The organism is Sphingomonas sp. 1185 (assembly GCF_040544655.1).
In the GTDB taxonomy this organism is placed as follows: Bacteria; Pseudomonadota; Alphaproteobacteria; order Sphingomonadales; family Sphingomonadaceae; genus Sphingomonas.
This window is the reverse complement of the sequence record NZ_JBEPKL010000008.1, coordinates 54399-68878: the sequence shown is the minus strand read 5'-3', so window position 1 is coordinate 68878 and position 14480 is coordinate 54399. Positions and strand designations below refer to the sequence as shown.

9 protein-coding genes are annotated in these 14480 nt (G+C 66.2%); 4 read left to right on the top strand and 5 right to left on the bottom strand.

Annotated features, from left to right (window positions below; genetic code table 11):
• The first annotated feature begins 68 nt into the window (after positions 1-68).
• The 3 genes from ABIC44_RS08235 to ABIC44_RS08225 all read left to right on the top strand — a co-directional run bounded on the left by ABIC44_RS08235 (position 69) and on the right by ABIC44_RS08225 (position 3248).
• Entirely contained in the window at positions 69-860 is a 792-nt protein-coding gene (locus ABIC44_RS08235) for a Crp/Fnr family transcriptional regulator (RefSeq protein WP_502959833.1), read from the top strand.
• Positions 857-1048 (top strand): hypothetical protein, encoded by a 192-nt coding sequence (locus tag ABIC44_RS08230; protein ID WP_354294770.1) that lies wholly within the window; start codon positions 857-859, stop codon positions 1046-1048. Before ABIC44_RS08235 ends, ABIC44_RS08230 begins: the two co-directional genes overlap by 4 nt.
• 136 nt (positions 1049-1184) lie before the next feature.
• A complete protein-coding gene (locus ABIC44_RS08225) occupies positions 1185-3248 on the top strand; it encodes a M3 family metallopeptidase (RefSeq protein WP_354294769.1) in 2064 nt (687 codons plus the stop codon).
• 142 nt (positions 3249-3390) lie between these two features.
• Here the strand turns inward: ABIC44_RS08225 and ABIC44_RS08220 are convergent, their stop codons facing one another.
• Genes ABIC44_RS08220 through ABIC44_RS08200 form a run of 5 tightly spaced genes read right to left on the bottom strand, consistent with a single transcriptional unit; the run spans position 3391 to position 13230 of the window.
• Entirely contained in the window at positions 3391-5469 is a 2079-nt protein-coding gene (locus ABIC44_RS08220) for a glycoside hydrolase family 97 protein (RefSeq protein WP_309696399.1), read from the bottom strand.
• Entirely contained in the window at positions 5466-7079 is a 1614-nt protein-coding gene (locus ABIC44_RS08215; protein WP_354294767.1) for an alpha-glucosidase, read from the bottom strand. The genes ABIC44_RS08220 and ABIC44_RS08215 overlap by 4 nt, the downstream gene beginning before the upstream one ends.
• On the bottom strand, positions 7079-8872 hold the full coding sequence (locus ABIC44_RS08210) for an alpha-amylase family glycosyl hydrolase (protein WP_354294765.1): 1794 nt from the start codon (positions 8870-8872) through the stop codon (positions 7079-7081). Before ABIC44_RS08210 ends, ABIC44_RS08215 begins: the two co-directional genes overlap by 1 nt.
• Positions 8869-10410: a tryptophan halogenase family protein gene (locus ABIC44_RS08205; protein WP_354294764.1), complete on the bottom strand. Its 1542-nt coding sequence runs from the start codon at positions 10408-10410 to the stop codon at positions 8869-8871. The genes ABIC44_RS08210 and ABIC44_RS08205 overlap by 4 nt, the downstream gene beginning before the upstream one ends.
• A gap of 54 nt (positions 10411-10464) precedes the next feature.
• Positions 10465-13230, bottom strand: coding sequence for a TonB-dependent receptor (locus tag ABIC44_RS08200; RefSeq protein ID WP_354294762.1), 2766 nt, complete (start codon positions 13228-13230; stop codon positions 10465-10467).
• 207 nt (positions 13231-13437) lie between these two features.
• Between ABIC44_RS08200 and ABIC44_RS08195 the strand changes: the two genes are divergently transcribed.
• Complete coding sequence (locus ABIC44_RS08195; protein WP_307099756.1) at positions 13438-14469, top strand: LacI family DNA-binding transcriptional regulator; 1032 nt, start codon at positions 13438-13440, stop codon at positions 14467-14469.
• Positions 14470-14480 lie beyond the last annotated feature (11 nt).

Sequence of the window (14480 nt, the reverse complement as noted above, 5' to 3'; positions counted from 1 at the left end):
CGCGCAGGGGAACCGTTTCGCATCGCGAAGGATTTCCCCTGCGAACGGTTGGAGCGAGGGATCACGGCATGGCGGCAACTGCGATCGATGCCCTGCATCTGGACAAGGCCACGGCCGACCGTCCTCCCCTGACCGGCCTGTTCCTGAAGAAGCGCGGGCGCGACGTCATGACGGCGGACGACGTCGCCGCGCTGGAGTCCACGATCGACGAGGTGGTCGACCTGCCCGCGCGCCGGATCGTCATCCGCCGGGACGAGCGGGTCCGGCACAGCAGCCTGCTGCTCGAAGGGGTGATGTGCCGGTATATGGACGACCGGCACGGCAACCGACAGATCGTCGCCTTTCACGTGCCGGGCGATTTCGTCGATCTCCATGGCTTCGCGATGCGCTATCTCGACCATGAGGTGGCGACGCTGACCCGCGCCAAGGTGGCGCTGGCGGGCCATGACCGGCTGGACGAGATCGTCTTGCATCGACCACGCCTGACGCGGCTCTTGTGGTTCTCGACGCTGCTCGACGCGGCGATGCACCGCGAATGGGTGTTCCGGCTGGGCCGATTGGAGGCGGACGGGCGCGTCGCGCATCTGTTCTGCGAACTTCATGCGCGGCTCGCCATGGTCGATCTGGTGCGCGACGGGACGTTCCGCTTTCCGGTGACGCAGATCGATCTGGCCGAGGCGGCGGGGGTTACCCCGGTGCATCTGAACCGCGTGCTGCGGTCGCTGCGCGAGCGCGGGCTGATGACCTTTCGCAGCGGGGAGGTGCGGATGCTCGACATCGACGCGCTGGCGGCGCTGGCCGATTTCGACCCGGGCTATCTCTATGGCGGCGGCCCGAACATGATGGGCAAGGACATATGAGCGCGTCCCCCGGTCATCCCGGTATCCGATCCGATGCCGGACGGGCGACCGCGGAGGAGGGGCTGGTCATGCTCGACGGCCCCGATGGCGTCGCGGTCACGATGACGGCCGGAGCCGCGCGCCGGACGGGCGAGGCATTGATCGCCGCTGCCGGAGTGGCGGAGGAGCAGAATCGGCGGCAAGGGTGATCCCGCGCGGAGGGATCGGGACTTTACCCCTTTGTTCAGGCGCTTATGGTGATGACTTCCGTGTCATGTCCGGGAGTTCCCATTGCGTCATTTGTCCATTGCCCTCGTCCTGTCCACGCTGTTGAGCCAAACCGCCATGGCTGCTCCCCCGCAGGCGGCGCAGGCGCCCGCCACCAATCCGCTGCTTTTCCCCTGGACCGGCCCCTATGGCGGCGTGCCGCCCTGGGACAAGGTGAAGCCCGAGCTGTTCCCCGCTGCGTTCGAGGCGGCGCTGGCCGAGCGCAGGCAGGAGTATGACCGGATCGCCAACGATCCCGCCAAGCCGAGCTTCGCCAACACCTTCGTGCCGATGCAGAATGCCGGACAGACGCTGAACCGCGTGATGACGCTGTTCGGGGTGATGACTGGCAACATGAACAATCCGGCCTATCAGGCGCTGGACCGCGAATGGTCGCCCAAACTGTCCAAGGCGTCGGACGAGATCACCTTCAACCCCAAGCTGTTCGCGCGGATCGAGGCGATCTACCGGACACGCGACACGAGCGGCCTCGACGCGCAGCAGAAGCGGCTGGTCACGCGTACCTATGACAGCTTCGTGCGCCAGGGGGCCAAGCTGACCCCGGCGCAAAAGGCCGAACTGTCCGCCTTTAACCAGAATCTGGCGATCAATTTCAGCGAGTTCTCGCAGCGGCTGCTGGCGGACGAAGGCACCGCGATCATCGTCACCGACGAGGCGCGCCTTGCGGGCCTGCCCGACAGCGTGAAGGCGGTCGCCAAAGCGGCGGCAGCCGAGCGCGGGCAGCAGGGCTGGGCGATCGTCAACACCCGCTCGGCGGTCGATCCGGTGCTGACCTTCGCCACCGACCGGGCGCTTCGCGAGCAGGTGTGGCGCGCCTTCACCAAGCGCGGCGACAATGGCGACATCAACGATACCAAGGCGACGATCGCGCGTATCGTCCGCCTCCGCGCGAACCGGGCGCACCTGCTGGGCTTCAAGACGCATGCCGACTGGCGGATGCAGGACACCATGGCCAAGACCCCGGCCGCCGCGATGGACCTGATGATGCGCGTCTGGCCCGCCGCCAAGGCGCGCGTCGCCGAGGAAGTCCGCGACATGCAGGCCATCGCCGATAAGGAAGGCGCCAAGATCACGATCGAGCCCTGGGACTATCGCTTCTATCAGGAAAAGGTCCGCAAGAGCCGCTACGATCTCGATCAGGCCGAGCTGAAGCCCTATTTCGAGCTGAACAACATCATCCAGGGTTCGCTCTACGCCGCGAACCGGCTCTATGGGCTGGAGTTCAAGGAGATCACCGGCACGGTGCCCGTCTTCGAGCCGAACATGCGCGTCTGGCACGTCACGCGGAACGGCAAGGAGGTCGGCCTGTTCTACCGCGACGATTTCGCGCGGACCGGCAAGCGTTCGGGCGCCTGGGCCAACACCTATCGCGGCCAGCGCAACCTGCCGCCGGTGCAGAATGTCCTGTCGTCCAACAACAACAACTTCGCCAAGGGCGCGCCCGGCGAGCCGGTCCTCATCAGCCTGGACGATGCCGAGACGCTGTTCCACGAATTCGGCCACGCGATCCACGCGATGTTGCAGAACGTCACCTATCCGGGGCTGGCGGGCACGCCGCGCGACTTTGTGGAATATCCCAGCCAGGTGAACGAGCATTGGCTGCTGACCCGCGACGTGCTGGATAAATATGCCCGCCACTACAAGACCGGCCAGCCCATGCCGCAGGCGCTGCTCGACAAGATCAAGGCGTCGGAGACCTTCAACCAGGGCTTTGCGACGACCGAATATCTGTCCTCGGCGATCGTCGACATGAAGCTGCACACCGTGCCCGACGGCGTGGTCGACCCGGCGGCGTTCGAGGCGACGACGCTGCGCGAGATCGGGATGCCCCGGGAGCTGGTGATGCGGCACCGCCTGCCGCAGTTCAATCACCTGTTCTCGTCGGACAGCTATTCGGCGGGCTATTACAGCTATCTCTGGTCGGAGACGATGGACGCCGACACCTTCGCGGCGTTCGAGGAAGCGGGGAGTCCGTGGGACAAGGCTACGGCGGACCGCTTCGCGCGAGTGCTGTTGTCGACGGGGAACGAGACGGATCGTGCGGAGGCCTATCGCGCGTTCCGGGGCCGCGACCCGGATGTAAACGCGCTGCTCAAGCAGCGGGGTTTCCCGACGAAGTAACGACCTAATCCTCCCCATCGTCAGATGGGGAGGGGGACCGCGCCCGAAGGGCGTGGTGGAGGGGCATGGCCGGTCCGTCCGCCCCTCCACCATCGCTGACGCGATGGTCCCCCTCCCCAAGCGAGCTTGGGGAGGATTGGGCTTACAGCGCCTTCAACCGGATCGCCTGGCCGCCGCCGGGGGCGAGGGAGAGCGTCAGCGTGTCGCCCTTCTTCACCCGCTTCGTCTCGAATGCGATCGCGTGCCGCGCCTCGGTCGCATAGGTCGCGCCGGGGCCGTCCTTATAGACCTGTGCCTCATAGGACTTGCCCGGATCGAGGAAGTCGAGCGTCACGGTCAGCTCCCGCGAATTCTCGTCGGTGATCGACCCGATATACCAGTCGCGGCTCTTCCGGTCGCGCCGTGCGAAGGTGACGTAATCGCCGACCTCGCCGTTCAGCACGCGGCTATCCTCCCAGTCCACCGGCACATCCGCGATGAAGCGGAAGGCTTCCGGGTATTTCGCATAATTCTCCGGCGTGTCGGCCGCCATCTGCACCGGCGAGTAGAGCACGACATAGAGCGCCAGCTGCTTGGCGATGGTCGACTGGATCGGGCTGTTGTCGCTGCCCGTCAGGCTCAGCACGCCGGGCGTGAAGTCCATCGGCCCTTCCAGCATCCGGGTGAAGGCCAGGTTCGCCTCATGCTCGGGCGGGTTCTTGCCGGGCCAGGCGTTATATTCCATGCCCCGCGAGCCCTCGCGCGCCAGCCAGTTGGGATAGGTGCGGCGCAGACCCGTGTCCTTGACCGGTTCGTGGCTGTCGATCGACACCTTATACTTGGCGGCGGCCTGAAGCACGCGGAGATGGTGGTTCACCATCCACTGGCCCTCATGCCATTCGCGGCTGACCGAGCCGTCCGGGTTCATGCGCTCGATCTGCCCGGCATCGGCGACATAGCCGGTCTTGACGACATGCTCGCCATGATCGGCGGCGAATTTGAAGGCGGGGTCGAACTGGCTCTCATAATGGCTGACCGCGCCGCCGGTCTCGTGATGGCCGATCAGCGAGACGCCCTTGGATTTCGCATATTTCGCCAGCGCGTCCGCGTCGAAATCCTCCGCCGGGGTCGCGAACTGCATCGCCGAGCCATTGCCCGCCCAGTCGCCGTCCCAGCCGATATTCCACCCCTCGACCAGCACGCCGGGGATGCCGTATTTGGATGCGAAGTCGATATAGGTCTTCACATTAGCAGTCGTCGCGCCGTGGCGGGGCCCGCGTGCCCAGCTCCATTCGCCCTTGATCATCTTCCACCAGACGCCGACGAACTTGCCCGGCTTCACCCAGGATACGTCGCCCAGCCTGTTGGGCTCGTTCAGGTTGAGCATCAGGTGGCTCATATAGAGGCCGCCCGCATCGGGTGCGATCAGGAAGGTCCGCCACGGCGTCGTCCACGCGCCCGTCTTCACCACCTTGGGCGCGCCCGAGCCGGGGGTCAGGACCGCCTTGAAGCCGTTCCCCTCGGTCTTCATGACGCCCATGCTGGCATAGTCGACCAGCGCCGCCTCATGGATGGCGATATGGGTACCGTCGTCCAGCTTCATGGTGATCGGCGTCGCCGCCGTGCCGACCGCGCCGATGGCCGTGCGGTTGTAGAGATATTCCTCGCGGTTCCACAGGAAAGCAGGCTTCCACCAGGCGGTGCCGCCCTGCGCGATGTTGAACTCGGTCAGTTCCTCGGCGATGTTCGCCTTGGGCAAAGCCTGTTGCTCGGGAAATTCGTAGCGGAAGCCGACACCGTCGTCCTGCACCCGGAACACCACGTCATAGCGGCGATGCAGCGCACTCGATTCCATCAGGCGGACGCGCATCTCGCGGTGATTGTCGTGGATGGTGCGCCATTCGCCCCAGGGCTGGGTCCAGCTGGTGTCGGACTTTGCGTGGGCGACCGACTCGATCTTCATGCCGCGCTCGATCTTGGGCGCGTCGGTGAACATCATGCCCAGGCGCGAGGGCGCGACGATCGTCTTGCCGCCCCTGGCGATCATATAGACCGCGCGGCCGTCATTGTCGGTCGAGACCTGCACGGTGATCCGGCCGTCGGGCGAGGTTTCGATCGCGTCGGGCTGTCCGGCGGGTTTGGCGAATTTGAACGTCTCGTTGACCGCCGGATCGGCGGGGCCGTTCTGGGCCTGGGCGACAGAGGCCATAAGGCCCAGCCCGATGGCGATAGTCGTCTTCATGCAGTCATCTCCCGGATCGCCGCCCCGAACGCGCCCAGGCGTTCATCGGTGGCGTTATTGATCTGGACCAGCACCCGCCCGCCCCGTGGCAGGGCGGCGGGAAGCTGGACAGGCGTATCGCCCAGATTGAACAGACAGAGCAGGCGCTGGTCGCCCTCGCGCCGCTGGAAGGCGAGCAGCTGGTCGTCGGCGTGCAACAGCGTCAGGTCGCCGACCGCCAGCGCAGGCGTATCGGCGCGCAAGCGAACGAGGCGGCGGGTGAGGTTCAGCAGCGAGTCCGGATCGCCATCCTGTCGGTTGACCGCCAGCGCGGCGTGATCCGGCCCGACCGGCAGCCATGGCTCGGCATCCGAGAAGCCGCCATTTGCCGCATTGCTGCTCCACGGCATCGGCGTGCGCACGCCATCGCGCGACAGGGTCAGCGGCCAGTTGGCGATGGCTTCCGGGTCGACCAGCCGCTCGAAGGGGACATCCACCTGGGTCAGCCCCAGCTCCTCGCCCTGATAGACAAAGGCGTTGCCGCGCAGGGACAGCAGCAACAGCATCTTCATCCGTGCGAACGCGTCGCGATGCTCCGGCGTGGTCCAGCGCGACACGGCGCGCGGCGCGTCATGGTTCTCGAACGCCCAGCTCGGCCAGCCCACCCCCGGCTCGGCCGGCCATTTCGCGACCGCCTCGGCGACGATGCGTGGGGTCAGCCGGTCGGCATAGAGGAAGTCGAAGCCATAGGCGGTGTTCAGCCGGTGATCCCCGGCAGTGAACAGCTTCATCTCGCGATCGGCCTCGTCGCCGCCGACCTCGGCCACGGTAAAGCGGTCGCCATAGCCGTCCAGCGTGGTGCGGATCCGCTCCAGGAAGGGCACGATATCGGCATGGCTCTGGTTGTAGAGCTTGACCTGAAAATCGAACGGCCGGGTCCGCGTCTTGCCCGTGTCGGGCGCGGGCGGGTTATCCCGCAGGGTCGGCTCATGCATCATGAAGTTGATCGCATCGAGGCGGAAACCGTCCACGCCCCGATCCAGCCAGAAACGCGCGGTCGCCAGCAATTCGGCCTGCACGTCCGGATGGTGGACGTGGAGCTGCGGCTGCTCCTTCAGGAAATTGTGCAGATAATATTGCCCGCGCCGCGCGTCCCAGGTCCAGGCGGGGCCGCCGAATACCGACTGCCAGTTGGACGGCGGCGAGCCGTCGGGCTTGGGATCGGCCCAGACATACCAGTCGGCGCGGGGATTGGTGCGGCTGGACCGGCTTTCGGTGAACCAGGGATGCTCGTCCGAGGTGTGGCTGTACACCTGGTCGATGACGACCTTCAGCCCCAGTTCGTGCGCGCGGGCGACCAGCGCGTCGAAATCCTTGAGCGTCCCGAAGATCGGATCGACGTTGCGATAATCCGCCACGTCATAGCCGAAATCCTTCATCGGCGAGGTGAAGAAGGGCGACAGCCAGATCGCATCGACGCCCAGGCTGGCGACATGGTCCAGCCGGGCGGTGATGCCGGGCAGGTCGCCAATGCCGTCGCCATTGCTGTCGGCAAAGCTACGGGGGTAAATCTGATAGATCACCGCGCCCTTCCACCAGGGACGCGGAGCGATGCGGGCAGTCTCGGTCATCAACGGGTCTCCGCCGCGCAGACGGCATAGCCGAAGGCGGGCAAGTCGAACATCAGGCTGCCGGGCGCGGCGGCCTTGGGGGCGCAGGGGCCAGCCATGGCAGTGAAACGTTGCGATGCCGTTTCGACCTGCACGGCCTGGGCGATGGGCTTGGCCGAGGTGTTGAAGGCGATCACAAATTCGCGCCCCGTATCGGGGTCGAAGCGCGAGACCGCGAACAGCCCCGGCGCATCGCCGCGCGCGCGGATCACCTGCCGCCCGCGCGTGAGGGCGGGGTTGGCGACGCGCAGCCGGGCGAGCGTCGCGATCTCCCGATAGAGCGGGTGGGAGGGGACGAAGCTGTCGGTCGCGGTCGTCTTCATCGTGCCGACCAGCCGGTTGTCGTTATAGCTGGCGACCTTGCTGGCGAACATGTCCTCGCGCGCATCCTGGTCGTTGCCGTCGCCCGCGAAACCCTGTTCGTCGCCCGAATAGATGGTCGGCACCCCGCGCAGGGTCAGCAGCATCGCATGGCCCAGTTCGACGCGCTTCTGGATCTCCTCCTCCGAGGCATTGGGGTTTGCGACCCGAACGTCGCGCGCGAAGCGGCCATGATCGTGATTGCCGAGGAAGGTCGGCAATATGTCCGCCGTCGCCTCGCCCTTGGCATAGAGCACATCGCCCTCGAACAGATTGGACAATATGCGGGTCGGCTTGTTCTCCGCGACCGTCTGGATGACCGCGTTCATGAAGGCGAAGTCGAGGACCGCCGGATAGTCGGCGATCTTGGTCCAGCGCGCGAGCGTGCCCGGCTCCATCCCCGCCGTGACCTCGCCGAAGATATGGAAGTTCGGGATGCCCTTGGCCTTGGCGCGCTCCACCATGGCGGGCACGAAACTGCGCCAAAATTCGGGGTTCACATGTTTGGCGGTGTCGATGCGGAAACCATCGATGCCGAAGCGGTCGATCCAGCCGCCATAGATGTCGATCATACCCGCAATGACACGCGGATTCTCGGTATAGAGATCGTCCAGCCCCGAAAAATCGCCGGTGGTCGAGCTCTCATCCTCAAAGCTCGTATTGCCGCGATTGTGGTAATAGATCGGGTCGTTGAGCCAGGCGGGAGTCTTGGCCTTTGCCTCACCCGCCGGGACATAAGGGGTGTAGGCGTAGTTGGGATCGGTCAGCTTGGCGAAGTTCGCCGCCGTCTGCACATCGTCACCCTGGAAACCCGGATTGATCGCCCCTCCCGTCAATCCGCCGCGCCGCTGATAGGGATAGGTCGCACGGTCGCGATAGGGGCAGGGCGAGCCTTCGGCGCATTCGCGATACTGGATCACGTCCGCCGTATGGTTGACGATGATATCCATATAGACCTTCATCCCCCGACCATGCGCCGCCGCGATGAAGGTGCGCAGGTCCGCCTCGGTCCCCAGATGCGGGTCGACGGTGGTGAAGTCGGTGATCCAGTATCCGTGATAGCCTGCGCTCTCCTGGCCCTTGGCGCCCTGAACCGGCTTGTTCTTGAAGATCGGCCCCAGCCAGATCGCGGTCGCGCCCAAGCCCTGGATATAATCGAGCCGCTTGGTCAGCCCCTTCAGGTCGCCGCCATGATAGAAGCCCTTGTGCGTGGGATCGAAGCCGGTGGTCAGCGGCCCACCCTTCAGCCCGCCGCGATCATTGGCGGTGTCGCCATTCTCGAACCGGTCGGGCAGGACGAAATAGATCACCTCGTCCTGGGGCAGGCGCTGGCGATAATCCTGCGCGGCCAGCGGCGTGGCGGTGGCGAGCAAGGCGAGCAGCAGCGTCTTCATGGGCAGACCTTTGGAACGGGCGCGGCGCAATGCGCGGTGAGGAAGGCGTCGTGCGTCGGCAGCCGGGCGGCGACCTGCGCCGCATGACGCCGGGTGAGGGTGAGGAGATCGTCCAGCTCGTCCGCCGACAGCATATCCGCCAGCGCATGATGGCCGGAGGGCAGGATGCCCTGACCGATCAGGACCTGGATCCAGGCGGGTTCGGCAAACAGCTCCTCGCCGTCGCGCAGCACGCGGCCGCTGGCGCGGAACAGGGCGATGCGGGCGGCAAGGCCGTCGGGCAAGGGCACCGCGCGCCGCTCGGCCCAGAAGGGCTCGGGCCGCGCATTGGCGTGGTAATGGAGGATCAGGAAGTCGCGGATGCCCCGCCATTCGACTTCGGTCAGGCGATTATAGGCGTCGAGCTCGACCGGCTGGAGCGTCGGCCCCGGCCAGAACTCCAGCAGCCGGGCGATGCCCGATTGGATCAGGTGGATGCTGGTCGATTCCAGCGGCTCCATAAACCCCGCCGCCAGGCCGAGCGCGACGCAATTGCCCACCCAGGCGCGCTGCCGCCGTCCGGTGGTGAAGGCCAGCAGGCGCGGCTCCCCCACCGCCTCGCCATGGAGCGCAGAGAGCAGCCGGTCGGCCGCCTCGTCGTCCGAGAGATGGCGACTGTCATAGACCAGCCCGTTGCCGGTCCGATGCTGAAGCGGAATGCGCCAGCGCCAGCCCGCGCCGTGCGCGATGGCGCGGGTATAAGGGGGCAGGGGGCTGGTCCGCTCGCCCGCCACCGCCAGCGCGCGATTGCAGGGGAGCAGTTCGGACCAGTCATCAAAGGGCTCGGCCAGCGTCTCGCCGATCAGCAGCGCGCGAAAGCCGGTGCAGTCGATGAACAGGTCGCCCGCCTCGCGCCGGCCGTCCTCCAGCACGACATGATCGATCCGCCCGCCGGTATCGCGCGCGACCGAGGCGATCCTGCCCTCGATCCGCACTACCCCCGCCGCCTCGGCATGACGGCGGAGCAGCGCGGCATAGAGGCTGGCGTCGAAATGATAGGCCCAGGCCAGGCCGCTCGGCAGGTCGGGGCGGCCGGGATCGGGGGCGAAGCGGCCCGCCATCGCGGCTTGGGCACTGGCCATATGCCCCCAGAGCGAGGCCGGATTGGCCCCGCCGCCGCCACGCAGCCAGTAATGGTGGAAGGGCACCAGCCCCAGCGCGCGCCCGATGCTGCCGAACGCATGGAGATAGCCGCTGTCCGCACCCGACCAGCCCTCGAACCGGATGCCCAGCTTGAAGCTGCCTTGGGTGGCGCGAAGGAACTCGGCTTCGTCCAGGCCCAGCATCTGGTTGAACAGGCGGATGCCGGGAATGGTCGCCTCACCGACCCCGACCGTGCCGATCGCCTCGGACTCGATCAGGGTGATGCGGGAGGCGGCGGGCAGGAACCGCGCCAGCGCCGCCGCCGCCATCCATCCGGCGGTGCCGCCGCCGACGATCACCACCCGCTGCGTGACGGGGGCGGGCGCGATGGGGGCTGTCGAGGGTGCGGCGTCCATGCGGCGTCTCACGATACCCCGCGCCAGCCGAAGACCGGCGCGGGGCGAGGGGCATCAGAAGCGATAGGTAAACCCGGCGAGGAACCGGCGGCCATAGCTTTGATAGTCGATCACCTGATCGCGCTGTCCGCCATTGGTGGTGACGAACGGCGTGTCGGTCAGGTTCTGGCCCTGCAGGAACAGCGACAGGCCCTTGAACGTGCCCTCCTGGAAGTCATAGCCGATCTGCCCGTCGACGATCGTCTCGTCGATGGCGCGGCGGCGGACGCGGTTGGCGCCGAAGCCCGACAACTCACCCACGAAGGTCGAGCGGTAGCGCACCGATCCGCGGATGTTCAGGCCCCATTTCTCGAAAAAGGCGGTGCCGTTCGCCACCCAGCGCGAATAGCCGGGAATATCCTCGGGCTCGCCGCCCGGCGTCGGCACGATCTCGGTCTTGGTGTACGACCCGCCACCCGTCAGGCCGAAACCGTCGAGGAAGCTCGCCACCTGGCCGAGCGGGAGCGTGCCCGCCAGCTCGACGCCATAGATGGTCCCGCCCGAGCCGTTGATCGGCCGGGTGATGCGGCCCAGCGTCGGCGTGCCGACCGGCACAGCGGCGGGCAGGGGCAGGCCCGCATAATCATAAGGCTGCTCAAGATTGTAAACGAAGCTCTTGAGATCCTTGTAGAAGCCCTGCGCCGCTAGATAGCCGCGCGTGCCGAAATACTTCTCGACCGTGACGTCGAACGAATTGGCGCGGATCGGGCGGAGATAGGGATTGCCGCCATTGCCGGAGATGATCCCCTGCGCCGCGTCGAAGCCATAGGATAGCGCGACGCGCATGTCGTCGAAGCGCGGCCGCATCATCTGGCGCGCGGCGGCGACGCGGAACACCCAGTCGCTGGGCAGGCGCAGCGACAGATTGGCGCTGGGCAGGATGTCCCAATAATCGTCGCCCTGGACGATGCTGGTATAGCCCGATCCGTTATAGATCAGCCCGCGCGACTTCTGCTCGGTGCCGACCGCCTGCACGCCGATATTGCCGGTCAGCTCCGCCGCGCCAAGCTGCGTGCGCAGGTCGGTCTGGAGGTAAGCGGTCATCAGATGCTCGGTCGTGGTGTACGCCTTGGCGGGCACGTCCGGGCTGGTATTGGGGGTCAGCGTATAGACCCCGCCCGCCAGCAGCGCACGCGGATCATAGCTGAGCATCGGCCCCAGCCCCAGATAGGTCAGGTCGGTCGGCGTCTGGCGATATTGCTGGGGCAGCGGCGCGATGGTCGCCCCGTTCGGCAGCGTGACGAAGGATTCGTTGGGCGCCAGCGATTTGCTGTGGTCGGTATAGTTCAGGCCGAAGCGGATCGCGTGGACGATCGGCGTCTCGACCTCGCGCTCGATCTCGACCCGGTATTGCTTGATCTGGTCGGTGATCTTGCGGTCGTTGAAATAGCCCGCTTGCCGCGTCGTTCCGCCCCAGCCCAGCGGATCGGTCAACTGAATCAGATTGGGGTCGGAATAGTTCAGCGTCGGCTTGAAGACGGTGCCGGTGCGCCCCGTGGTGAAGCCGATCGTATCGGTCGCACCATTGCCCTGGCCGTATCCGGTGCCGCTATAGGTCTCCAGCGTCACCTCGTCGCGATCGGTGCGCGAATAGCTGACGTCGATGAACGCGCTCCAGCCGTCATCGCCCTTATACTTGCCGTTATAGCCGAAGGAATAGAGTTTGGCCTTGCGCTGGAACGAGTCGTTGCGGACGACGCCTTCGACATTGTTGAACGTGCCCGAGGTGACGAGGCCGTTATTGACCACCGCATTGGTCAGCGTCGTGCCGCTGCCCCAGGCCAGCGGCAGCTCGATACCGCGCTTGATCTGATCGTCGTTGAAGTCGGAATAAAAGCCGTCGAGCGTGCTGGTGAAGGTGTCGCTCATTTTCCACTGGAGCGTGCCCGAAAGGCCCAGCCGCTTCAGCGTGGTCGAGGTGACATAGGATTTGGAGCCGCCGATGACATTGGCCGAGGCGCCGTTCACCGTGACCGGCGCATAGCCCCAGGCATTGCCTTCCTGAATCTGGTACGGCTCGTTCAGATAGCTGGCGGACAGCGCCACGCCGATCGTGTCGTCAGCGAACTGGTCGACATAGGTGGCCGAGGCGCGATAGCCGAAGTCCTTCGATCCGGCATTCAGCTTGCCGATATCGGCATAGGTGCCGCGCGCGCCGACCGAAAAGACGCGCTTGCCATAGTCGAGCGGGCGGATGGTCTTCAGGTCGACCGTGCCCGACAGGCCCTGGCCGATCAGCCCGGCATTGGCGGTCTTGTAGATCAGGACCTGGTTGACGACCTCGGCGGGGTACTGGTCATATTCGACCGCGCGATTGTCGCCGGTCGAGGTCTGCTCGCGGCCGTTGAGCAGGGTGGTCGAGAAATCGGGCGCGAAGCCGCGGATCGAGATGGCGTTGGAGCGGCCGTTGACCCGTTGCGAGGTGACGCCGGGCAGGCGGGCGATCGACTCCGCGATCGAGGCGTCGGGCAGCTTGCCGATATCCTCCGCCGAGACGGACTCGACGACGAGGTCGCGGTTCTTCTTCTCGGCGACGGCATTTTCCAGCGCGGCGCGGAAGCCGGTGACGACGATATCGCCCGAACCCACACCATCCTGCGTCTGCGGATCGGCGGCGGCTCCGTCATTGGGGATGGCGGCGGTGGTGCTGGCGGCCGGATCGGCGGGCGTGGTCGCGACCTGCGCGAACACCGGCGCGGCGATGACCATGGCCAAAGTGCTGACGCCGAGCTTCAGGAACGAGCGCGCGGCATCGGCCGGCGCCACAGGGCGAACCGTCATGAAAATCCCCTCCAGGAAACCCCGTCTCTGTTCGACGAACGGGTATGGTTGTTACAGCCTCCATGAAATCGATGGCGCAAAATGCCAACAAAGCCGCATACGTATTCAATGCGGCCAGATCGGCCTGTTGCATTATTACGACAGGGTTGCTGCTTAACCGATGTGCGCAATGCCGGTATGCAGCAGGGAGAGGAGGAAGCGCGCGTCTTGGTCGGCCAGAGAAAGCCCACATCGTTCGACATCGCGCAACTGGCGGGGGTGTCGCAGCCGACCGTCAGCCGGGCCCTGCGCGGCAGTCCTTCGGTGAGCGCGGCCACGCGCGCCCGGATCGAGGCGATCGCCAAGACGCTGAACTATACCGTCGACCGGGCCGCCTCCAACCTGCGCAGCGGGCAGACGCGGACGCTGGCGCTGTTGCTGTTCCGCGATCCTTCGCCGGGCCGCACGCTGATCAATCCCTTTTTTCTCGGCATGTTGGGCTCGATCATGGAGAGCTGTGCCGAGGTCGGTTACGACCTGCTGGTCTCGTTCCAGAATGTCGAGAACAACTGGCAGGCCGATTATGAGGACAGCCACCGCGCCGACGGGCTGATCCTGCTGGGTTATGGCGACTATGCCGATTATCGCGAGCAGCTGGACCAATTGGTGGCGCGCGGCACCCATTTCGTGCGCTGGGGATCGGTGACGCCGGACCAGCCGGGGCTGACCATCGGATGCGACAATCATGCGGGCGCGCTGGCCGCGACCCGGCATCTGATCGCGCAAGGCCGACGGCGTATCGCCTTTCTGGGCGACGCGACCGACCATTATCCCGAATTCCACGACCGCTATCGCGGCTATCGCGACGCGCTGGCCGAGGCGGACCTGCCTTGCGACCCCGCGCTTCAGGTCGGCGCGATTTCCAGCGAGGAGGAGGGCGAGCGCGCGGCGCGCGCGCTGCTGGCGCGGGGGCGGGCGTTCGACGGGATCATGGCGGCCAGCGACCTGATCGCGCTCGCCGCGATGCGCGTGCTGGCCGAGGCGGGGATGCGCGTGCCCGCCGATGTGTCGGTGGTCGGCTTCGACGATATTCCCGCCGCCAGCTTCGCGCACCCGCCGCTGACCACCGTGTTGCAGGACGCCTCCGCCGCCGGGCGATTGCTGGTCCGCGCGCTGCTGGCGGAGATTGCGGGCAAGCCGCGTGTCACCGCGCTGCTGCCCGCGACGCTGGTCGTGCGCGGATCGAGCATCCGGCCGTAAAGACAAATAAA

Coding starts and splice junctions, on each gene's coding strand:
- ABIC44_RS08230 (WP_354294770.1), top strand. CDS start 857: ATGAGCGCGTCCCCCGGTCATCCCGGTATCCGATCCGATGCCGGACGG.
- ABIC44_RS08235 (WP_502959833.1), top strand. CDS start 69: ATGGCGGCAACTGCGATCGATGCCCTGCATCTGGACAAGGCCACGGCC.
- ABIC44_RS08210 (WP_354294765.1), bottom strand. CDS start 8,872: ATGAAGACGCTGCTGCTCGCCTTGCTCGCCACCGCCACGCCGCTGGCC.
- ABIC44_RS08225 (WP_354294769.1), top strand. CDS start 1,185: ATGGCTGCTCCCCCGCAGGCGGCGCAGGCGCCCGCCACCAATCCGCTG.
- ABIC44_RS08215 (WP_354294767.1), bottom strand. CDS start 7,079: ATGACCGAGACTGCCCGCATCGCTCCGCGTCCCTGGTGGAAGGGCGCG.
- ABIC44_RS08200 (WP_354294762.1), bottom strand. CDS start 13,230: ATGACGGTTCGCCCTGTGGCGCCGGCCGATGCCGCGCGCTCGTTCCTG.
- ABIC44_RS08205 (WP_354294764.1), bottom strand. CDS start 10,410: ATGGACGCCGCACCCTCGACAGCCCCCATCGCGCCCGCCCCCGTCACG.
- ABIC44_RS08220 (WP_309696399.1), bottom strand. CDS start 5,469: ATGAAGACGACTATCGCCATCGGGCTGGGCCTTATGGCCTCTGTCGCC.